Source organism: Streptomyces sp. NPDC093065 (genome assembly GCF_044754585.1).
Lineage (GTDB): Bacteria > Actinomycetota > Actinomycetes > Streptomycetales > Streptomycetaceae > Streptomyces.
Genome location: NZ_JBIVPJ010000008.1, coordinates 303,508 through 324,578, shown reverse-complemented (window position 1 = coordinate 324,578; position 21,071 = coordinate 303,508). Strand labels below are relative to the sequence as shown.

Below are 21,071 nucleotides of genomic sequence, written 5' to 3'. Positions count from 1 at the left end.
TGCTTCTCGTTGGACTCGGAGATCGCCCACTGGTTGTTCTGGCAGAAGAACACCACCGGGGCGTTGTAGACGGCCGCGAAGTTGAACGCCTCGCTCACGTCTCCCTGACTCGTCGCGCCGTCGCCGAAGTACACGATCACGGCGGAGTCGCCGCCGTCCTTGGCCACACCCATCGCGTACCCCGTGGCGTGCAGCGCCTGCGAGCCGATGACCAGGGTGTAGAGGTGGAAGTTGTTGCTGTTGGGGTCCCAGCCGCCGTTCGTCACGCCGCGGAACAGCGCCAGCAGGCGCAGCGGGTCGAGGGAGCGGCACAGGGCGACGGCGTGCTCCCGGTAGCTGGGGAAGACGTGGTCGCCGTCGGCCAGGGCGCGCGCCGAGCCCACCTGGGCGGCCTCCTGGCCGAGCAGCGAGGGCCACAGGCCCAACTCGCCCTGGCGCTGCAACGTCACGCCCTCCGCGTCCACGCGGCGGGCCCGCACCAGGTCCCGGTACAGGGCACGCAGGTCGTCCGGGGTGACGTCGGCGACGTAGGGGTCCCAAGCGGGGTCGCTCACGCGGGTGCCCTCGGGGGTCAACAGCTGGACCAGCTCGGTCGTCATGGGGTCTCTCCGGCCTTCGGTCGCTTCCGGTTCAGTCGATGCCACGGCACAGGTGCGGTTCCTCGCGTGCGTCGTCGGGATCCCCGGCGAGTCCGAGGACGGGCGGGACGGCGGGACGCGCTCCGGCGGGGGCCGCCGTGCGCAGCCAGGTCGGGGACGGCAGGGGCAGCGCACGGCCCAGGGCGTCGTCGTACACGGCGCCGAACGGTTCGAGCCAGGGCACGGCCGTGCCGAGCAGGGCGTGTACGCCGTCGTCGCCGAGTGTGGTGCGTACGGAGGTCAGGACGTGGCCCCGTCCGGTCGGCCGCAGATCCACCCGGAAGACGCCGAACTCCAGGCCCAGCCGCCGCACCGCGGCGGACGCCTCGTCGGCGAGCGCGGACCAGGCCGGCCGGGTCAGCTCGGCGGTGCGCACCGGTCCGGCCGGGGGGACGGAGGCGACGAGCACGACGTGCGGCCGGCCGGCGGCGAAGACGCCCACCGCGGCCAGGGTGCCGGGCACGGGCTGCGGTGTGGCGTCCACCAGGAAGCCCTCCGACGCCAGCGCGGCGCGGCAGGCCCCGGGGTCCTGCACCCGGCGCACCACGTCGGGCCGGTTGCCGCGCAGGCCCAGGGCCTCGGCGGTCACGGCGGCGGACTCCTGTGCCTCGGGGCGCAGACCGAGGACGACGTCGAAGTGCCCGCCCCGGTCCACCTGCTCGCGGGCCCAGGCAGCACACACGGCGGGGCGGGTGACGTCGAGGCCGGAGGAGGCGTCGGCGAGTTGCGTCGACTCGCGGTCCCGGCCGGCCAGCCGGGACGCCTGGTCCACGACGTGGGTGGTGATGCCGCAGGCCCAGGCCTCCAGCAGGGCGGAGACGGCAGCGGTGGCATCCGGTCCGTCGCAGGAGCTCGGGGCCCCGAGGAGGAGGGCGACGGGCGTTTCGGCGGCGGTGGTGGTCACCGGGGCCGGTCGAGTGCGCTGTTCGATCATCTGGCTGCCTCCCGGGGCGGGTTCGTGCGACGGCGATTCCTGTGGGGTTGCGGTTGGCGTGACTGTGCGGGTGTGACTGTGCGGCGTGTGGGGTGCGGGTGTGCGGGGTGCGGGTGTGTGGGGGTGCGGGCGGCGGGGCGTGGCGCCGAGGGGCGGAGGCGGATGTGCGGCGCGCGGGGACGCGTTGTGCGGCGCGGTCCGTGGTGAGTGGGGCGCGCGAGCACGGTGGCGTGCGGCGCGACCCCGGTGGTGGAGGCGTGGGCAGGCTTCGTGCGGCGCGTCCGTGATGGGTGGGCGCGGGCATCGGGGCGTGCGGTGCCCGAACGGTGGTGGAGGCGGCACGGTGACGTGCGGTGCCCGCGTGGTGGTGAGGCGGCACGGTGGCGCGCGGGGTCCGGGTGGTGGGGGTGTGGGCGCCGTGCGGGGCCTGTGGGTGGCCGTCGGTTGGTGCCCGGGGGCCGGACCGTGTGCGGGTATCCGGGTGAGCGGGGGTGCGGGGGGCACGCCCGGGCGGGCGGCGTCGGCCGTCCGCCCGGGCGCGGCCGTCAGGACTTCTGCTCGTCGGCGGTGGCCGGCGGGCGGCCACCGAAGCCGAAGAGACCCACCGCCACGTTGACGGCGATCCAGACGAACAGCACCAGGAAGCCGCGCTGGACCGACTCGGTGAGCGCGGTGGCCGGGTCCACGCCCTCCGCCGTGAGTTCCGCCAGGCGCGAGCCGACGACCGTGGCCGTCACCGCGAGCGCCAGCGCGCCGCCGATCTCGGTCGAGGCGTTGAGCACCGCGGAGGTGGTGCCCGCGTCCTGCTCCGTCGCGTCCCGTGTGCCGACGACGGGCGCCGTCATCAGACACAGCACCAGACCGACGCCCAGCAGGGCGGTGACGGGCAGCAGCAGGGACCAGTAGCCCGCGTCCGTCGGCGCGTTGACCATCAGCACCAGGACGCCGGCGAGCAGCACGTTGCCGAGGACGTACGGGACCCGGGGGCCGTACTTGGCGATCAGTACCGGTACGGCGCCGGAGACGCCGAGCATGGCCAGACTGGTCGGGAGGTAGGCGAGGCCGACCTCCAGCGGGCTGTAGCCCAGCACCAGTTGCATGTACTGGGGCAGCATGAAGAAGGACGGCAGCATCAGACCGGCCGACACCAGCTGGGCGAGCGTGCCGGAGGCGACGGACCTGCGGCGCAGCAACGACAGGGGCAGCAGCGGCGCCTTGGCCGTGCGTTCCACGCCGACGAACACGGCGAGCAGTACCACCGCCGCGCCCAGCGAGGACAGGGCCACCGTGTCGCCCCAGCCGTCGGTCCCCGCGCGGACCACGCCGAAGACCAGGGCCAGCAGACCCACGGTTCCGGTCACGGCGCCCGGGACGTCCGCGGGGGGCCGCGGTCCGGTCGGCGCGCTGCGCGGGATCCAGACGAAGCACGCGACGAGCAGGGCCGCACCGATCGGTACGTTGATCAGGAACGCCAGCCGCCAGTCCACGTCGGTGATCGCCCCGCCCAGCAGCGTGCCGAGGCTGGCGCCGACGCCCATCACGGTGCCCCAGACGCCGAGCGCCTTGGCCCGCTGCTCCGGCTCGGGGTAGGTCGTGACGAGGATGGACAGCGCGGCCGGGGACAGCGCGGCGGCGCCCACGCCCTGCAGCGCCCGCCCGCTCAGCAGCGTGCCGCCGCCGTCCGCGACGGCCGCGAGCAGCGAACCCGCCGTGAACAGCACCAGACCCACGGCGAGGACGGAACGCCGGGCGAACACGTCGGTGAGCCGGCCGCCGAGAAGCATCAGCCCGCCGAAGAGCACCACGTAGATGTTCATGACCCACTGCAGGCCCGAGGTGCTCAGACCGATGTCCGCACGCAGCTGCGGAAGCATCACGTTGGCGATCGTCGCGTCCAGGACGCAGACCAGCTGGGCGGTCGCCACCAGGAACAGGACCAGGCCGCGCCTGACCGTCGTGCCCGTGCCCGTACCGGTGCCGGTGCCCTTGGTGGTGCCCGTCGCCGTGGCCGGGTCACGTTCCGGGACGGCGGACACGGGCGCGGACACGGGCGCCGGCCCGGTGCGCGCCGTGTCGTGCGCGTCGATGCTCATGACGAGTGTCTCCTTCCCGCCTCAGGCGGCTTCACTGATGCGCTCGTAGATGGCGGAGAGACTGCGGTCGGCGAGCAGCTTGCCGACCGGTACCCGCCGGCCGGTCTGCCGCTCGACGGCACCGACCAAACGGATCATGTGCATCGAGTCCCAGCTGACGACGCGGTCGAAGTCGGCGTCGAGGTCGTCGATCCCGAGCGGGAGGTCGAGTTCGTCGCGGACGAGGTGGATGAAATCCTCTTTGGTCATCGGAGGGACCCTTCCAGGGCGCAGTCGAGGCTGATGTGGGAGGGCACGGCCACCAGGTCCTGCAGGCCGTGCCGGAAGCGGACTTCGTCGTCCGTGGCGGAAGTGGTGGTGAAGCCCATGGAGGGCCAGAACTCCCGGACGTTCTTGTTCTTCTTCGTCGGCCGGTAAGCGGCCGTGACCTGCGTGGCACCGGTCGACCGCGCGTGGTCGAGCAGCGCGGCGACCGCGGTCTGCTCGATGCCGCGGGCGAACACCCGGCAGGACAGCAGCATGTTGTCGACGCACAGCGTGTCGCCGTCGCGCCGGGCGAAGACCGTGCCGACGACGCCGTTGTCGCCGAACCGGTCGGCCGAACGGATCACCAGGACCAGGTGGCCGTCGTCGGCCAGCCGCTCGGTGACGTCGGCGGCCTGCAGCCGCACCGTGGTCAGGTTGAACTGGTTGGTGCGCAGCGACAGCTGGGCCACCCGGTCCACGTCGCCGGGAGCGGCCTCGGCGAGGGAGACCCGCACCCCGAGACGGCCCAGGTACTCCTCCTGCGAACCGGCGTTCTCCAGCAGGTCGGCGCGCTCCGCCTCGGTGCGGTACTGGGCCGCGCGGGCCCGGTCCTCCGCGGTCAGCCGCGCCGTGTCGAACCAGCCGTCGGCAAGCAGCTTCTCCACGTGCAGTGCCGGTTCGTCGTCCAGCCGGACCACCGCGACCTGCGGCAGACCGCCGGCGACCAGCCCGCACTCGAAGGGCGAGTCGTCGACGAACACGAAGCTGTCCACGCCCAGGTTGAGCTTGCCCGCGATGTCCTGGAGATTGACGTCCTTGGGCTGCCAGTTGGCGTTGATCCGGGCGAAGTCGCCCTCGCGCAGCACCATGTCGGGGTGCTCGCGGACGACCTGGACGAGATTGTCGTGGTCGTTCTTGCTGCTGACGGCGAGCAGGACGCCCTGCGAGCCCAACTGCCGCACCAGGCGCTGGAAGGTGCCGAAAGCCTCGCCGCGGAAGGTGGTCGCCGCGGCGATGCCGTCCGGGCCGTCGTCGCCGAGCACGCCGTCCCACAGGGTGTTGTCGGCGTCGACGACGAGCACCTTCTTGGTCCGGCCGCGCAGCATCCGGGACAGGTGGGCGACCTCGCGGGCGTAGCGGGCCAGCAGTTCGTCGCCGAGCGCCGCCTTCGCGTACGCGGCCATGCGGGCGTCGTTCAGCGGGGTCCCGGCGGCGACGATCGGGTCGAGGTCGACGACGTGGACGCGCGGGTTCGCCAGCGACAGCCGCAGCAGGCCGCTGTTGAACTCCCGCCAGGCCAGCCCCGCCCGGGCCCGCGACTCGTGGTCGACGAGCTGGTGGGTGACCGTGCGCGGCAGTGGCACCGTGTTGAGGACCAGGGCCGCCGGGGAGTGCGTGGTGAAGGTGCCGGCCAGCCGCTCCAGCTCGGCGAGTTTGCGCTCCACGGCACGCGTGAGGTCCTCCGCCTGCCAGGGCGAGCCCAGCTCGTCCAGCAGGACCTGCGGGTCGAGCACGCACAGGGCGAGGTCGACGTCGTCGGCGTACAGGGGGCTGCCGGTGTCGCGCAGATCGCGCTGGTAGGCGTCGAAGTCGCTCAGCCGGGTCTCGGCCAGCACGCCGTGCCGGCCGAACTCCGCGGCCAGCGGGGCGCCCAGGCCGCCCAGGGTGGAGTGCCCGGTGACGACGACCACCGCGGTCTCCGTCTCCGGCCAGGCCGCCAGGACCTGGTCGCGCTCCAGCTGGACGAGGACCGAGCCGGCCCGCGGCAGGTCCGGCTGCGCGCCGGTGCCGGCCAGTTCCGCGAGCAGCGGTGCCACCTGCGGGTACCGGGCGGCGAGCTGCCCCTCCCTGCGCAGTGTGCGCAACGTCTCCAGCGGGGACGGATGGGTTTGTGGTGCGGCCGGGCTGGATACCGTGGTCAATGCTCTCTCCTCACGTTCGCCGCGAGCGGTGGGTACCGTGCGCGGCCACCGTCCGCACGGTCGCCCCGCCCACGCCCCAGGCTGGAGGCCGCCGCTTGAGCCCCGCTCGCACCGGCCTGCACCGAACCGCCGGACACGGGAGGCCGGGACGGGGGCGCATGTGTTTTTCACGCTTCGGACAAGTGGGCTTTCACAGTGGGCCGGTGACCCTCGCACTGCCGCGGGACCGCCGTCGTGGCCAACCATGGAGACACCAATGCGACCCGGTGAATGGGGGAGGCGTCCGACATGGACATCAAGATCCTGGGGTCCTTCGAGGCGACGGAGAACGGGGTCGCGCTGCTGCCGACCGCGGGAAAGCCGCGTCAGGTCCTGGCACTACTGGCCCTGCAGGCCGGCCAGGTGGTTCCCGTGTCCGCCCTGATGGAGGAGTTGTGGGGCACCGAGCCACCGCGCAGCGCACAGACGACGCTGCAGACGTACATCCTGCAACTGCGCAAGCGGCTGGCGGCCGCGCTGCCCCCGGACGGGGCCCGCAGCGCGAAGGAGGTGCTGACCACCCGGTACGGCGGCTACCTCCTGGACATCACGCCGGAGGAGATCGACGTGCACGCCTTCGAACGGCTGACCGCGGCCGGGCGGCGGGCGAAGGACCTCGGGGACCAGGCGACCGCGTCGCGGCTGCTGCGTTCGGCGCTGGCGGTGTGGCGCGGCCGGGCCCTGGTCGACGTGTACACCGGGATGCGGCTGAGCGTGGAGGTCACCCGGCTGGAGGAGAGCCGGCTGATGGCCGTCGAGGCGCGGGTCGAGGCCGACCTGTCGCTGGGCCGGCACCAGGCGCTGCTGAGCGAACTGGCGGTGCTCACCGCACGGAACCCCATGCACGAGAACCTGTGCGCGCAGCACATGGTCGCCCTCTACCGGTCCGGCCAGCAGTGGCGGGCGCTGGAGGCGTTCACCGCGCTGCGCGAGTGCCTGGTCGAGGAGCTGGGGGTGACACCGTCGCCGCGGCTGCAGGAGCTGCAGCGGGCGATCCTCGTCTCCGACCCGCAGCTCGACCGCTTCACCGTCCGCAGCGACCTGACGGTGTGACCCGCCGCCCCCGCCCCGCCCCCGCACCCGGTCCGCCCAACCCCCCATGCCGAGCAAGGAGACCGTCATGCTCTCGTCCCTGAAGGCCCTCAACCTGCTGGTGATGTTCCTGCTGGAACTCGCCGTGTACGCCTCGGTCGTGCTGTGGGGGTTCACCTCCAGCGACAAGTGGCTGGTCAAGATCGCCCTGGGGGTCGGCGCGCCGGTCGCGATGATGACGGCCTGGGCGCTGCTGGGCTCGCCCCGTGCGCCGTACGCGGTGCACGGGGGCGGGCGGGTGGTCCTGGAGGCGTTGTGGTTCGGGGCGGGCGCCGCCGCCCTGGCCGCCTCCGGGAGGCAGGCCTGGGCGGCGGGCTTCGCCGGCATCTACCTGGTCAACGCGGCCCTCCGGCTGCTGTGGAACCAGTGACGCCCGTTCACCAGGCGGGAGTCTCCAGGAACTCCAGGACCGCGACGGTCCACATGAAGCCCACCCCGACCCCCATGGTGACCAGCAGGTCGCCGGGTCGGGGATCACGGGCTTCCACGACGTGGTTGATGCCGATCAGCTGGTCGCCGGCGCCCATGTGCCCGAAGTTGCGGCCCCAGTCGTAGACGGTCGTCTCCGGGTCGACGCCGAGCAGCGAGTAGAACGAGAACTGCGCGATGGTCTCGGCGATGTTGGCGTGCACGAAGAACCGGGCGTCCGCCAGTTTCATGTCGGCGTCGGCGAGCGCCTCGTCCAGCACCTGGGAGGCGTTCTTCGTCATCTGCTGGATGACCCGGTCGTAGGCGCCCTCCTCCTGGAGGAGGTAGTCGCTCTTGCGGCTGCGCAGGTCGACCGGCTTGCCGTCGTGGAAGGGGCCGTCGGTCCAGCCGGTCGTCCCGCGGTAGATGGGCTCCAGCGAGGAGTCGGAGTAGCTGGCGGTGGAGCGCAGCCGGGCGAACCCGCCCCGGTTGGACAGGACCACGGCGCCGGCCCCGTCGCCGTACACCTGCTGGCTGTCGGTGCCCCAGCGGTCGAAGTACGGCATGCGGAAGGCGTCGCCGGTGGTCACCAGCGCGGCCTGCGGGGTGGGGCGGGAGGCGAGGTGGGAGGCGGCGAGCTCCACGGCGGCCAGGCCCCCGTTGGAGCCCTGGCGGACCTCCAGGGTCAGGCCGGTGCCGCCGACCGCCTCGTTCTGCACGTAGTTGACCGGGGTCCAGAAGTCCTGGCCCTGATGGCCGACGCAGGCGTGCAGCACCATGCCGTAGCGGTCGGCCGGCAGCCCGGCCCGGGTCACCGCCTGCCGTCCCGCGGCCGCGGCCATCACCGGGCCCGGCTCGTCGGGGCCGGCCACGCGCACCGCGCGGATGCCGTTGGCCTGGGCCTCCTCGGCGTCGTAGCGGCCCGCCGCGACCGCCTCCTCGGCGGTCTCCACCTGCTCGGGCAGATGCGCACCGAGTCCTGCGACGTACACGTTGTCCCAACGCATGATGTTCTCCTCTGCTACGCCACCTGGGGCGCGGATTCGTGGCGGCAGGACTCGATCTGCCGGACCAACTGGTGGGTGAGGGTGGGGAAGCGGTCGTTCAGGAAGTAGAAGTGGCCGCCGGGGAAGAACTGCTGGTGGAAGCGGGCGGAGGTCTCCCGCCGCCACAGGTGCATGGCCGCCGGGGGAGCCCAGGCGTCCCGGGTGCCGCCGAACACGCTCAGCGGCGAACTCATCGGTGAACGGCCTGCGGCCGGACGGTAGGTGTCGACCGCGGTCAGATCGGCGCGCACGGTGCGCAGGAACCGGTCGACGAAGTCGGTGGACTCGGTGACCCGTTCCGGCATCCCGCCCAGGCCGAGCAGGACCCGCAGCAGGGCGTCGTCGTCGAGGGTGCTGAGCGGGACGGCGCCGGGGCGCGCGAAGTGCGGGGCGACGCGTCCCGACACGCCCGTCCACATCGGGACCCGGCCCAGGCCCTCCAGGGACCGAGCCGTCTCCAGCGCCACCACGGCGCCCATGCTGTGCCCGAACAGGGCGAGCGGTGTGTCGTCGACCCAGGGCAGGACGTCCGCGACGGCGGTGGCGACGACCTCGGTCATGTCGTCCAGGGCCTGCTGCCCGGCCCGCCGGCCCCGGCCGGGCAGGTCGAGCAGCAGTAGGTCCCAGTCGTCCGGCAGGTGCTGGACCAGCGGCCGGTAGACGGCCGCCGAACCCCCCGCGTGGTGGAAGCCGACCAGCCGCACGGCGGGCGCGTCGACCGGACGCGGGCGGTGGAAGGCTCGGGTACGGCTGTTCATCTGTCTCCTCCCGTGGCGGCGCTCACCTGGTCGCCCAGGTACGCCAGCAGATCGCCGACCGGCATCTCCACCGGGCAGTCGAGCGTGGGCAGTTCCACCCCGTAGCGCTGCTCGACGCTCTTGGTGAGCAGCATCGCGGTGAAGGAGTCGCCGCCGACCTCGCAGAACGGCGTACCGACGGGCAGCAGGCCGTCGGCCTTGAGGACGGACGCCAGTTCGGTGGCGAGGTAGGCGCTGATCTCCGCCGGGTCGCGCGGCACCGGCCGGGGGCCGGACTCGGCGCTCGGTGCCACGGCCGCGCCGGTCTCCGCCGCGTCGGCCGGCGCGCTCTCCTCGACCCAGAACCGCTTGCGCTGGAACGGGTAGGTGGGCGCGTCGGTGAACCGGGCGCCGGGCGCGGCCAGCAGTTCGAGCCGCAGGTCGGCGCCGCCGTGGAAGAGGGCGGCCAACGCGTCGGCCAGCAGCCGGGGGGCCGTGTCGGGATCGTCGGCGACCAGCGGCAGCGTCTCCCCGGCGGCCGTCAGGTAGGCCACCGGGCCGTGCGCCGTCTCGCGGGCCGGCGCCGCGGACGTCCGTACGCCCAGCGAGGCCAGCACCCCGCCCAGCCGCGCGGCGGGCGCGGCGGAGCCGGTGGCCGCGGCGGCCAGCCGGGGGTGGGCGCGGGCCAGCGCGGCCAGCGCCCGCTCCAGGACCTCGTCGCGGTCGGCGGCCGAGCTAAACGTCACCCGGTCGACGGTCGGGGCGGTGACGCCGCGCCGCACCGTGCCCAGGGCCGCGATCAGTTGCCGGGAGCCGGCCCCCACGACGGCGAGCCGGTGCCCGAAGTGGACCCGTCCGGCGCGCAGGGTGTGGCACAGCGCGGCAACCCCGGCCGCGTCCCGTCCGGCGAGCGCGGTACGCACCCGCTCGGTCAGCTCGGCGAGCGCCGCCGGATCCTTCGCGGACAGCGTCAGCAGCTCCGCGTGGTCCGGCTCGGGCTGCGGACCGCCGGCGGCCCGCGGGGCCGGGGCGGCGAGCACCGCGTGCGCGTTGGTGCCGGACAGCCCGAAGGCGCTGATGCCGGCCACCCGTCCGCCCGGCCGCTCGGGCCACGGCACTGCGGCCCGGGGCACCTGCACGGCGATCTGGTCCCACGGGATCAAAGAGTTCAGCCGGCCGTCGCCCCGCTGCACGCCCGCCGGCAGGGACTCCTCGCCCAGCAGCGCGACCAGCTTCAGCAGCCCGGCGATGCCGGCCGCGGCCTCCAGATGCCCGATGCGGGACTTCACACTGCCGAGGACGACGGGCGCGTCACCCGTGCCGCACCCGGTGCCGACCACCGCGTCCAGCGCGCCGACCTCGATCGGGTCGCCGAGCGCGGTGCCGGTGCCGTGCGCCTCGACGTAACCGACGTCGGACGGCTCGGTGCGGGCGTCGGCGAGGGCCGCGCGGACCACCTCCTGCTGGGCGGGCCCGCTGGGCACGGTGAACCCGGAGGACGCGCCGTCGTGGTTGACGGCGGTGCCGCGGATCACCGCGTGCACCTCGCGGCCCTCCGCGACCGCGTCCTCCAGCCGCATCAGCGCCACCATGCCGATGCCCTCGCCGCGGCCGTAGCCGTCGGCGTCCGCGAGGAAGGTCCGTGAGCGTCCGCCCGCCGACAGGGCCTCGCCCTGGCACAGGGCCACCATCAGGTCCGCGCCCAGGATCAGGTTGGAGCCGCCGGCCAGCGCGTAGCGGCAGTCGTCGGCGCGCAGCGCCCGCACCGCCTGGTGCACCGCCGCCAGGGACGAGGAGCAGGCCGTGTCGAGGCTGAGCGCGGGTCCCGACAGCCCCAGCGCGTAGGAGATCCGCCCGGCCAGGAAGCAGTGCCCGCTGCCGGTGCTGTGGTACGGGTCGATACGGCTGAAGTCCCCGTCGTCGACGAAGCGCCGGCCGTACTCGGAGGCCATCACGCCGACGAACACGCCGACCGGCAGCCGGTCCTGGCGGCGGGCCGCGACACCGGCCCGCTCCAGGGCCTCCCACGACACCTCCAGCAGCAGCCGCTGCTGGGGGTCCATCGTCTCGGCCTCACGCTGCGAGATGCCGAAGAACGCGGCGTCGAAGGAGGCGATGTCGTCGAGGAACCCGCCCCGGTCCACGTAGGACCGGCCGGCGGTGCCGCGCTCGGGGTGGTGGACCGCCCGCAGCGAGGGGCGGTCCTCCGGTATCGGGCCGAGCGCCCGCAGGTCCGGGTCGTCGGCGTACAGGAAGTCGCGGTAGGCGCGCGGGGTGTCGACGCCGCCGGGCAGCCGCATCGCGGTGCCGACCACGGCCACGGGGGCGTGCGTGCGGGCCTCGGCCGCCGCCAGCCGCTCCTTGAGCCGGCGGGACAGCCTCAGCTGGTCTTGTATCACCCGCCGCAGTTCGTCGGGGTTCACTGGTGCTTCGGACATCTCACTGCTCCTGCGCTCGGTGGTCATCGCCCGCTCACTGCTCCTGGGCGAGGTCGTCGGTGACGGCCCGGAGCAACTCGTCGAGAGAGAGGTCCTCGAGAGAGCCGGCGGCGGGAAGGGAGTCGGGGGAGGGGAGGGAGGAAACGGTGGGAACGGAGTGGTCGGGGGCGGCCGGGGCCGCCGCGGGAGCGAGCACCGGGACCGGGCCCGTCCCGGACGCCGGGGTGCCGGGTCCGGTGCGGACGGGGTCCGCCGCGGCGAGGAAGCCGCTCATCGCGAGCACGCTCGGATGGTCGATGGCGATGGTGGCGGGCAGGTCCCGGCCCATCGCGTGGGCCAGGGCGGCCCGCAGATCGATCGCCATGATCGAGTCGAGACCGAGTTGCGAGAAGCCCTCCGCGTCGGCGGAGCCGTCCTCGGGCAGACCTTCGCCGGAGCCGAGCATCCGCGCGACCAGGGCGCGCAGGGCGTCCCTCAGCACGTGCTCGGCGTCGTCGTGGTCCGGGTCGGACGCCGCCGCCAGCCGGTCGCGCAGCCAGCCGGCGGGCTCGCCCTGCTCGCGCGCGCCCCGGGGCGCGGTCACCGGTCCGGTCAGCGCGGCGACCAGTGCGGCCCGCGGATGCCCCGCGGCCTGCTCCGCGTAGCGGGCCGGGTCCAGGGCGGCCACGACCAGGCGGTCCTGCGCGCCCTCGGCGGCCAGCGCCAGCGGCAGCGCCGCGTCGGCGTCGCTCAGCGGGCGGATGCCCACCCGCTGCGCCGCCCGTTCGACGGCTGCCGCGGCGGCCATGCCGCCCTTGGCCTCCGGCACCCACGGCCCCCAGTTGACGGTGACCGCGGTCAGGCCCCGCTCGCGCAGCGCCTGGGACAGGCCGTCCAGATAGCCGTTGGCGGCCGCGTAGTTGGCCTGCCCGGCGGAGCCGAGCGCCGAGGAGACGGAGGAGAACAGTACGACCGAGCGGGGATCGTGGGCGGCGACCGCGTCGGCGAGGACGTCGGCGCCGAGCGCCTTGGCGTGGAAGACCTTCTCGTAGGAGGCGTCGGTCAGGGAGGGGAAGGCGCCGTCCGCGTTGACACCGGCCAGGTGGTACACGGTGCCCAGCGGACCGTCGGCGGTGGCGGCGGCCACCGCCCGTGCCACGTCGGCCGGGTCGGTGACGTCCCCGCGGACCACGGACACGCGGACCCCGGCCGCGGTGAGCTCGTCGACCGCCGCCTGCTCGACCGCCCCGGGGGCGGACCGGGCCATCAGTGTGACCCGGTCGCCGCCGCGGGCGGCGTGGGCACCGGCCACGGCCAGGCCCAGCGCGCCGAGACCACCGGTGATCAGTGCGCCCCCGGCCGGTCCGGGAGCGGCCGGCTGGGCGGCGACGTCGACCAGCCGGGCGACGCGGACACCGGAGTCCGTGTACGCCAGCCTGGTCTCCTGCGGCAGACCGCCGAGCAGCGCGGCGACCCCCTCGGCACGCCAGCCCGCGTCCAGCCGCAGCCGGGTCAGGCGGCGCTCGGTCTGCTCCGCCTCAAGGGAGTTCAGCAGCCCGAACAGGGCCTCCCGCAGGGGTGCCCGCACCGCGTCGCCGTCGGCGAGCAGCACGTACGGCAGATCCTCGGGCAGCGCGCGCAGGGTGGCGGCCAGCCGGCGGACCGCGTCGAGCGCGTCCCGGGCGTCGGGTGCGTCGGTGCCGGTGCCGGTGCCGGTGCCGGTGCCCGCGCCGGCGGCGGCGCCGCAAGGCGCCAGCCAGCGGGCGTCGACCACGAGGCCGGCGTCCCGCAGGGCCGGGCCGTCCGGCAGGGCGGCGTGCACCGAGACCGGGTGGCCGGCCGCCTCCAGGGCGGCGACCAGGGCGCCGGCTCCGGTCGCGGCGCCGAGCAGGGTGACCGGGACCGGGGCGGTGAGCGGCGCGGCCGCGTCCTGCGGCAGCGGCACCCAGTCCAGGGTGCGGACCAGGCCGTCGCCCCGCAGACCCGCCTCCAGGACGGCGCGCGAGGCGTGCCGGATGCGGAACTCGTCGGCGCGGAACACGCTGTGCTCCCCGCCGGTGGCCGGGTCGACCGCGTACAGGTGCAGGTCCGCGGTCTCCACCCGCAGCCGGTCGCGGGCCAGCGGCTCGGCGCGCAGCACCCGCACCTCGCCCCACAGTTCACCGTCCTCGGCCGGCCGGCCGTGGAAGGACAGTTCCCGCGCGGCGAACGGGATGGCCAGCGACGGTGCCTCGTCCGGCTCCTCGTCGACCAGGAACACCGCGATGCTCTGGAAGCAGGAGTCGATCAGGCCGGGGTACAGCTCGTAGTCGGCCGGGTCGTCGGGCAGTTCCGGCATCGCGTAGCGGACCAGCGCGCGGTCGCCGCGGATCCACACCTCGTCGATCCAGCGGAAGGACGGGCCCAGCGTGTAGCCGAGGGCGCGGAAGTAGGCGTAGAAGTCGTCCCGGGTCAGATGCCGGTCGGCGGCGGCCATGAAGGCGGCGCGGTCCTCCGGCCGGGGCCGGTGCGTCTCCTCGACGGGCGGTGTGGCGCAGCGTCCGCCGATGTGCCGCTGCCAGATGCCGCGTTCGGGGTCGACGAGGCTCTGCACCGACAGCTCCGCGCTCCCGTCGGCGTCCGGACGGTCGACGGTGATCTGCACCTCGTACTCCTCGCCGTCCTTGATGACCAGCGCCCGCGGGCAGATCAGGTCCCGTACGAGGACCGGCGAGCCGTCGCCGCCGAGCGCCGACAGGACGGTGCCCAGGTGGGAGGCGGCGGGGGTGACGACGGTGCCGTAGAGCCGGTGGTCGGTGAGGTAGGCGGGGAACTCGGAGCTGCGGGCGAAGGAGAAGACGCGTCCCGACAGGGCGGGCGACTTCAGCTCGGCGCCCCAGTGGCGTCCGCGGCCCGGGCGCGGGGCACCGGTGGCCGCGAGCGTCGCGGAGGCGGCGGCGGAGGTCCAGTACGAGGTGTCCGCGAAGGGGTAGCGCGGCGCGGCGGCGCGGCCCGCCGGGCGGCCGGTGATCCGGGCGAAGTCCAGGTCCTGGCCCCGCTCGTAGAGGTGCCGTGCGGCGCCGAGCAGCTGGGTGCGGTCCACGCCGCCGCGGCGCAGCGAGGGCACGCCCCCGCCGGCCGGGGTGAGCCCGGCCGCCCGCACCAGGTTGACCAGGGTGCGGTCCGGGCCGACCTCCAGCAGGACGTCGACGCCCAGCTCGGTCAGGGCGCGGGCGCCCTCGTGGAAGCGGACCGGCTGCCGGATGTGCCGGACGAAGTAGCCCGCGTCGTAGGTGTCGTCGGCCGCCTCGGCGCCCGTGACGTTGGCGATCACCGGGATGTTCGGCGCTGCGAAGGCGAGCGGGGCGACGGCGGCCTCGAACTCGGCGAGCACCGGGTCCATCAGCCGGGAGTGGAAGGCGTGCGAGACGGTCAGCGCCCTGGTGCGCACCCCCTGGTCCGTCAGCCGCACGGCGAGCGCGTCCAGCCGGTCCCGGGGTCCTGCCACCACGACGGACTCGGGCCCGTTGACGGCGGCCACGTCCACCCCGGCCTCCTCGGCCCAGGCCGCGACGGTGTCCGGGTCGCCCGGGACGGACAGCATGCCGCCGGGCTCGGTGGACTGCATCAGCCGGGCGCGGTGGGCGATCAGGGTCAGGCCGTCCTCGCGGCCGAGTACCCCGGCGTGCACGGCGGCGGCGACCTCGCCGACGCTGTGCCCCATCACGGCGGTGGCCCGTACGCCCCACGACTCCCACAGCGCGGCGAGCGCCAGCTCCAGGGCGACCAGGGCGGGCTGGGTGATCCGGGTCTGGTTCACGGCCTGCGGGTCGTCGCCGTAGAAGACCAGGTTGAGCAGGGAGTCGCCGAGATGCGGGGTGAGGACGCGGTCGCAGTCGTCGATGACCGAGGCGAACACCGGTTCGCTCTCGTAGAGTTCGCGGCCCATCCCGAAGTACTGGGCGCCCTGCCCGGAGAACAGGAAGGCGACCTTCGGCGTCCGGGCGGGCGACGCGTCGCCGGTGGCGGCCGTACGCAGCGCGGACAGCAGCTTCTCGCGTCCGGTGCCCAGGACCGCCCGGCGTACGGGCAGATGGGCCCGGCCGGCCGCGGCGACGGACACCAGGTCGGGGAGCAGCTCCTCGTCCGTGTGCTCCAGCGCCGTCTCCCAGGCCGCGGTCACCCGCTCCAGTCCGGCCGCGTCGGGCGCGGACAGCGGCAGCAGCAGCGGCTGGTCCCCGGGATCCGTGGGCAGGGCCGGGGCGGCGGCGGGCGCCTCGCCGAGCACGACGTGCGCGTTGGTGCCGGAGAAGCCGAAGCCGGAGACGCCGGCCAGGCGGGGGCGGTCGCCGGGGGCCCAGGAGACCCGCCCGTCGACGACCCGGACGTTCATGTCGCGCCACGGCACGTGCGGGTTGGGCGTGGTGTAGTGCAGCCCGGCCGGGACGCTCCCGTGGCGCAGGGCGAGGACCGTCTTGACCAGGGAGGCCATGCCGGAGGCCGACTCGCAGTGGCCGATGTTGCTCTTGACCGAGCCGAGCAGCAGCGGCTCGCCGGGGCGGCGGCCCGGGCCCAGCACGTCCCAGGCGGCCTCCACCTCGATGGGGTCGCCCAGCGAGGTGCCGGTGCCGTGCGCCTCCAGGTAGCCGATGTCGGAGCCCTCGACGCCCGCGTCGGCGAGCGCCTCGCGGATCACCCGGCGCTGCGCGGTGCCGTTGGGGGCGGTGAACCCGGAGGAGGCGCCGTCCTGGTTGACGGCACTGCCGTGCACGACCGCCAGCACCCGGTCCCCGTCCCGCAGCGCGTCGCTGAGGCGGCGCAGCACCAGCACGCCGACGCCCTCGGCGCGCACGAAACCGTCCGCGGAGGCGTCGAAGGTCTTGCAGCGGCCCTCGGGGGACAGCATGTGGGCGCGGGAGACGGCCACCGAGCAGCTGGGCGCCGTGATCACGTTGACGCCGCCGGCCAGCGCCCGGTCGCTCTCCCCGGAGCGCAGCGAGCGCACGGCCAGGTGCAGAGCGACCAGCGAGGAGGAGCAGGCGGTGTCCACCGCGAGCGCCGGGCCGTGCAGGCCCAGGTAGTAGGCGATGCGTCCGGCCGCGGCGTTCAGCGCCGTGCCGGTGGGGAAGTAGGCGTCCAGCGCGTCCGCGCCGCCGCTCTCCATGACCCGGGCGTAGTCCGAGTTGGAGATTCCGACGAACACTCCGGTACGGCTGCCGGCGAGCGCCGTGGGGGCGCAGGCCGCGTCCTCCAGGGCGTGCCAGGACGCTTCGAGCAGCAGGCGCTGCTGCGGGTCGAGGCTCTCCGCCTCCCGGGCGGGGATGTCGAAGAACCCGGCGTCGAACCGGCGGATGTCGCTGAGGAAGCCGCCCTCGGCGGGGGTACCGAGGCTCTCGGCGTCCCAGCGGTCGGCGGGCACCGGGCCGACCCCGTCGCGGCCCTCCTCCAGCAGTGACCAGAACTCCTCGACGGAGTCGGCGCCGGGGAAGCGGCCGGCCATGCCGACGACCGCGATCGGTTCCGGCGCGGAGGCGGCCTCGGTGGACTCCGGCGCACCGGCGGTCGCGGCGGCCGGGACGGCAGTGGCCGTAGTGGTGGCGCCGGTCGTGGCACGTGCGGCCGTGGCACGTGCGGCCGGGGCACGGCGCGGTGCGGAGGGGACGGCGGCGTCCGACAGACGGCCCGTCAGCTCGGTGCTCAGCCGTTCCAGCGAGGGGTGGCCGAAGACGTCGCCGATGCCGACGTCCAGACCGAGCACCTCGGTCAGCCGGGCCGCCGCGTCGACGGCCATGATCGAGTCCAGGCCGAGGTCCAGGAACCCGGTCCGCTCCGGCAGCGCGGCCGGGTCGTCGTGGCCGAGGATATCGGCCAGCACCTCGCGGACGTGCCCGGCCACCAGAGCGGGCCGCCGGTGTCCGGGGGCGGCACGCAGCGCGTCACGGGGCTCGGCGGCGGACGTGCCGCCGATGCCGGTGTCCGTGCCGGTGCCCGGTGCGGCCGGTGCGGACGACGGGGTGGGTGCGTCGAACAGGGCGCGCGGGCGTACGGCGTTCATGACGGCCGTGAAGCGGTCGGTGTCCAGGTCGCAGGCGACCAGGTGGGCACCGTGCGGCCCGGCCACCGAGAGGGCGGCGGTGCCCGCGGCCGGGGCGACCGGGCGCACGCCCATCCGGGCCAGCTGGGCCCGTGCCCCGGAGTCGGCCATGCCGTCCAGGTCCCAGGGTCCGAAGGCGATGCTGCGGGCGGGGCGGCCGGAGGCGGCGGCGCGTTCGGCCACCGAGTCCAGGGCGCCGTTGGCGGCGGCGTAGGCGCCGTAGCCGCTGGTGCCCCACACGGCGGAGACGGAGGACAGCTGGACGAGGAAGTCCAGCGGCCGGTCGTCGGTCAGCAGCCGCAGCCAGTGCGCGCCGGTGAACTTGCCGTGCAGCGCCGCCGCGAAGGCCTCCTCACCGGCGTCCGCGAGCGGCAGCCGCTCGATGACCCCCGCGGTGTGCACCACGCCGCGCAGGGGCGGCAGGGCGTCGAGCGCACCCAGGGCGGCCGCCAGCGCGGGACCGTCGCCGACGTCGGCCCGCAGGTACGTCACGGAGGTGCCGGCGGCGGCCAGTTCCGCCGTCAGGTCCGTCGCCCCGGCGGGCAGGTCCTCCTCGGCGCGGCGGCCCAGCAGGACCAGGTGACCGGCGCCGCGGGCGGCCAGGTCACGGGCGACCACGCGGCCGATGGCACCGAGGCCGCCGCTCACCAGGTACGTGCCGTCGGAGCGCACCGGCAGCGGCTCCGGCGTCTGCTCGACCGTGCGCAGCCGGGCCGCGTGCACCCGGCCGGCGCGGACGGCGAGCAGGTCCTCGGTGCCCCCGGCCGTGATCGCGGCCAGCGCGGCCGACGCGTCCTCGGGGCCGGGGCCGGCCGGCAGGTCCACCAGGCCGCCCCAGGCGCGCGGGTACTCCAGGGCGAGGACGGGGGCGAGGCCGTGCAGCACACCGTGGTCGCCGTCCGCGACCGCGTCGTTCCCGGTCACCTGGCGCACGCCCGCCGTGACGAGGTGGACGCGGCCGGGGCCCTCGGGCACCGCCCGTACGGCGCGGGTCGCGGCGGCGGCCAGGGCGGCCGCGTGACCGGTCGGCGCGGGTCCGTCGGGCGTACCGGGCAGCGGGGCAGCGGCGAGCGCGAGGACCAGGTCACCGGGGTGTGCGGCCCGGACCGCGGTCCACTGTGCGTCGGTGTCCGGCAGCGCGTCCAGCACCTGCACGGGACGCTCACCGGCGTCCCGCGCGGCCTGCGCGAGCAGGGTCACCAGGGCGGTGTCGTCACCGGCGAGGAGGAGGGGACGGGGGGCGGTGCCCTCGGTCGCCGCAGGGGCGGTGCCGTGCCCGGTGGGCGCGGCGCGGGGGACCCAGGCGACGCGGCGGGCGGGGAGGGCGGGTGAGGCGGGGCCGGGGGCGGATCCCGGCGCGGTCGGGGTGGCCGCGCCGGCGGTCGGGGATCCCGTGCCGGACGTCACCGGCTGCGTGCCGGTGCCGGTGCCGTGGGCCGCGCCGAGGGTGCTGCACGCGGTCACCGCGGGCGCGTACCGCACCCGCTCCCACGGGTAGGCCGGCAGGTCGGTGACCGCGCGCGGGAGGGCGGAGACGGCCGGGTCCGGCGGCGCGTCCTGCGCGGCCTCGGACAGCCGTACCCGCTCCGGCGTGCCGCCCGCGGCCAGTTCGCGCAGGGCGGGCAGCGCGGCCGACGCGTCCTCGGCGGTGACCAGGGCGCGCACGCCGTGGCGGGCCCGGCCGTGGGTCACGGTGTAGGCGAAGGCGGCGTACTCCTCGGCGGGCAGCTCCGCCAGCCGGCCGGCCAGCAGTCCCGCCCAGGCGCGCAGGGCGTCCTCCGTACGGGCGGACAGCTCGAAGCCGGTCACCGGACCCGCGGCGGGTACCGCCGCCGGCCGCTCCGCGTCCGTCGGCGCGCCGAGCACGACGTGCGCGTTGGTGCCGCTCATGCCGAACGAGCTGACGCCCAGGCAGCTGCCCGGACCGCTGTCCTCGGCCTCCCAGGGCACCACCTCGCGGGGGATCTCGATGCCGGTGCCGTCGAGCTGGATGCGGGGATTGAGGGTGCGCAGGTGCACGACGGGCGGGAGCAGGCGCCGTTCGACGGAGAGCACACCGCGGATGAGGCCCGCGATGCCGGAGGCCGCCTCCAGATGGCCGAGGCCGGTCTTGACCGAGCCGATGCGCAGCGGGGCGCCGCCCCGGGTCCGGTCCAGGGCGGCGACGAGTGCCTCGACCTCGATCGGGTCGCCGAGCGCGGTGCCGGTGCCGTGCGCCTCGACGGCGCCGATCGCCTCCGGGCCCAGCCCGGCGTCCTCCAGGGCGGCCCGGATCAGGGAGATCTGCGCGCGCACGTTGGGTGCGGTGAAGCCCGAGGAACGGCCGTCCTGGTTGACGGCGCTGCCGCGGACCACGGCGTGGATCCGGTCGCCGTCGCGCCGGGCGTCGGCGAGCCGCTTGAGGACCACGACACCGCAGCCCTCGCCGCGGGTGAAGCCGTTGGCCCGCGCGTCGAAGGTCTTGCACAGACCGTCCGGGGCCAGGGAGTTGGTCTGCTGGATCAGCCGGGTGGAGCGGGGCGAAAGGATCAGGTTGACGCCGCCCGCCAGGGCCACGTCGCACTCGCCGCGCCGCAGGGCCTGGCCGGCCAGGTGCACGGCGGTCAGCGAGGACGAGCAGGCGGTGTCGACGGAGACCGCGGGCCCCATCAGACCCAGGGTGTAGGCGATCCGTCCGGCCGCGAAGCAGTGTCCGTTGCCGGTCAGCCAGTAGGCGTCCTCCTGCCCCGCGGGCTGCCAGTCGCGGTAGTCCTGGCCGGTCACGCCCACGTACAGCCCGGTGCGCCGGCCGTCCTCGGCGAGGGTGCGGGGCGGCAGCGCGGCGTCCTCCAGTGCCTCCCAGGCGACTTCGAGCAGCAGCCGGTGCTGCGGGTCGAGACTGCGGGCCTCCCGCGGGCTGATGCCGAAGAAGGCGGCGTCGAAGCCGAGCACGTCGTCCAGGTGGCCACCGCGGTGCGGCAGCGCCTCCCACTCGTCGGCGAAGGGCTCCTTGCGCTGCTCGGGCATCGGACGGACCAGGTCACGGCCCTGAGCGAGGGCGTCCCAGTAGCCGTCGAGGTCGGCGATGCCACCGGGCAGCCGGAGCCCGACGCCGACCACGGCCAGCGGTCCGGTCCGGTCGGCCGGCTGGGCCTTCGCCTCCTCCAGCTCCGCGCGCAGCTTCTTGATGGTGTCCATCGCCCGGCTGAGCGGGGTGGCGGTGGGGCGTCCGGCGCCGGACTGCCGGCCGGCCGGAGCCCCATGGGTCGGTGAGCTGGTCACAGGAAGTCCCTCGCGATCGGCAGTCGTTGCTGGGCTGAGCGGAGGACGGGGCCGGGGGGGGGGGGGGGGGGGGGGGGGCCGCGCCCCCCCCGCGCGGGGGGGGGGGGGGCGCGCGGGTGGGAAGGGCGCCCCGGCGGCAAAAGGGGGGGGGCCCCGGCAAACCAC

At 75.3% G+C, this 21,071-nt stretch carries 11 protein-coding genes; 2 read left to right on the top strand and 9 right to left on the bottom strand.

From position 1 onward, the window contains the following. From ACIQFU_RS17300 to ACIQFU_RS17280, 5 genes are all read right to left on the bottom strand, one after another. Nucleotides 1–644 (bottom strand): thiamine pyrophosphate-dependent enzyme (locus tag ACIQFU_RS17300; RefSeq protein ID WP_402552320.1); only part of this gene is annotated, 644 nt, incomplete at its 3' end. Next, on the bottom strand, nt 631–1,572 hold the full coding sequence (locus ACIQFU_RS17295; protein WP_402552319.1) for a hypothetical protein: 942 nt from the start codon (nt 1,570–1,572) through the stop codon (nt 631–633). The genes ACIQFU_RS17295 and ACIQFU_RS17300, both read right to left, overlap by 14 nt. A gap of 545 nt (nt 1,573–2,117) precedes the next feature. After that, complete coding sequence (locus ACIQFU_RS17290; protein ID WP_402552317.1) at nt 2,118–3,665, bottom strand: MFS transporter; 1,548 nt, start codon at nt 3,663–3,665, stop codon at nt 2,118–2,120. A 21-nt stretch (nt 3,666–3,686) separates the two neighbouring features. Beyond that, nucleotides 3,687–3,914, bottom strand: a complete 228-nt coding sequence (locus ACIQFU_RS17285; protein WP_402552316.1) for a phosphopantetheine-binding protein — start codon at nt 3,912–3,914, stop codon at nt 3,687–3,689. Beyond that, on the bottom strand, nt 3,911–5,833 hold the full coding sequence (locus ACIQFU_RS17280) for an HAD-IIIC family phosphatase (protein ID WP_402552314.1): 1,923 nt from the start codon (nt 5,831–5,833) through the stop codon (nt 3,911–3,913). The genes ACIQFU_RS17285 and ACIQFU_RS17280 overlap by 4 nt, the downstream gene beginning before the upstream one ends. Before the next feature lie 288 nt (nt 5,834–6,121). Here ACIQFU_RS17280 and ACIQFU_RS17275 point away from each other — a divergent pair, with 288 nt between their 5' ends. Together ACIQFU_RS17275 and ACIQFU_RS17270 are read left to right on the top strand one after the other, a co-directional pair. Next, on the top strand, nt 6,122–6,925 hold the full coding sequence (locus ACIQFU_RS17275; protein WP_402552312.1) for a BTAD domain-containing putative transcriptional regulator: 804 nt from the start codon (nt 6,122–6,124) through the stop codon (nt 6,923–6,925). A gap of 67 nt (nt 6,926–6,992) precedes the next feature. Further along, nucleotides 6,993–7,334, top strand: a complete 342-nt coding sequence (locus ACIQFU_RS17270; RefSeq protein WP_402552311.1) for a YrdB family protein — start codon at nt 6,993–6,995, stop codon at nt 7,332–7,334. A gap of 7 nt (nt 7,335–7,341) precedes the next feature. Here the strand turns inward: ACIQFU_RS17270 and ACIQFU_RS17265 are convergent, their stop codons facing one another. From ACIQFU_RS17265 to ACIQFU_RS17250, 4 genes are read right to left on the bottom strand one after another with little or no spacing between them, the layout of a single operon-like run. Further along, nucleotides 7,342–8,379, bottom strand: a complete 1,038-nt coding sequence (locus ACIQFU_RS17265; RefSeq protein WP_402552309.1) for a ketoacyl-ACP synthase III family protein — start codon at nt 8,377–8,379, stop codon at nt 7,342–7,344. Between the two features lie 14 nt (nt 8,380–8,393). Then, nucleotides 8,394–9,176 (bottom strand): thioesterase II family protein, encoded by a 783-nt coding sequence (locus ACIQFU_RS17260; protein WP_402552307.1) that lies wholly within the window; start codon nt 9,174–9,176, stop codon nt 8,394–8,396. After that, complete coding sequence (locus tag ACIQFU_RS17255; protein ID WP_402552305.1) at nt 9,173–11,593, bottom strand: beta-ketoacyl synthase N-terminal-like domain-containing protein; 2,421 nt, start codon at nt 11,591–11,593, stop codon at nt 9,173–9,175. Before ACIQFU_RS17255 ends, ACIQFU_RS17260 begins: the two co-directional genes overlap by 4 nt. Nucleotides 11,594–11,627: 34 nt before the next feature. After that, nucleotides 11,628–20,906, bottom strand: a complete 9,279-nt coding sequence (locus ACIQFU_RS17250) for an SDR family NAD(P)-dependent oxidoreductase (protein ID WP_402552304.1) — start codon at nt 20,904–20,906, stop codon at nt 11,628–11,630. Nucleotides 20,907–21,071: the final 165 nt, after the last annotated feature.

Excerpts from the sequence above, each read along its gene's own strand:
- ACIQFU_RS17295 (WP_402552319.1), bottom strand. The coding sequence starts at position 1,572 with ATGATCGAACAGCGCACTCGACCGGCCCCGGTGACCACCACCGCCGCC.
- ACIQFU_RS17290 (WP_402552317.1), bottom strand. The coding sequence starts at position 3,665 with ATGAGCATCGACGCGCACGACACGGCGCGCACCGGGCCGGCGCCCGTG.
- ACIQFU_RS17285 (WP_402552316.1), bottom strand. The coding sequence starts at position 3,914 with ATGACCAAAGAGGATTTCATCCACCTCGTCCGCGACGAACTCGACCTC.
- ACIQFU_RS17275 (WP_402552312.1), top strand. The coding sequence starts at position 6,122 with ATGGACATCAAGATCCTGGGGTCCTTCGAGGCGACGGAGAACGGGGTC.
- ACIQFU_RS17270 (WP_402552311.1), top strand. The coding sequence starts at position 6,993 with ATGCTCTCGTCCCTGAAGGCCCTCAACCTGCTGGTGATGTTCCTGCTG.
- ACIQFU_RS17265 (WP_402552309.1), bottom strand. The coding sequence starts at position 8,379 with ATGCGTTGGGACAACGTGTACGTCGCAGGACTCGGTGCGCATCTGCCC.
- ACIQFU_RS17260 (WP_402552307.1), bottom strand. The coding sequence starts at position 9,176 with ATGAACAGCCGTACCCGAGCCTTCCACCGCCCGCGTCCGGTCGACGCG.
- ACIQFU_RS17255 (WP_402552305.1), bottom strand. The coding sequence starts at position 11,593 with ATGTCCGAAGCACCAGTGAACCCCGACGAACTGCGGCGGGTGATACAA.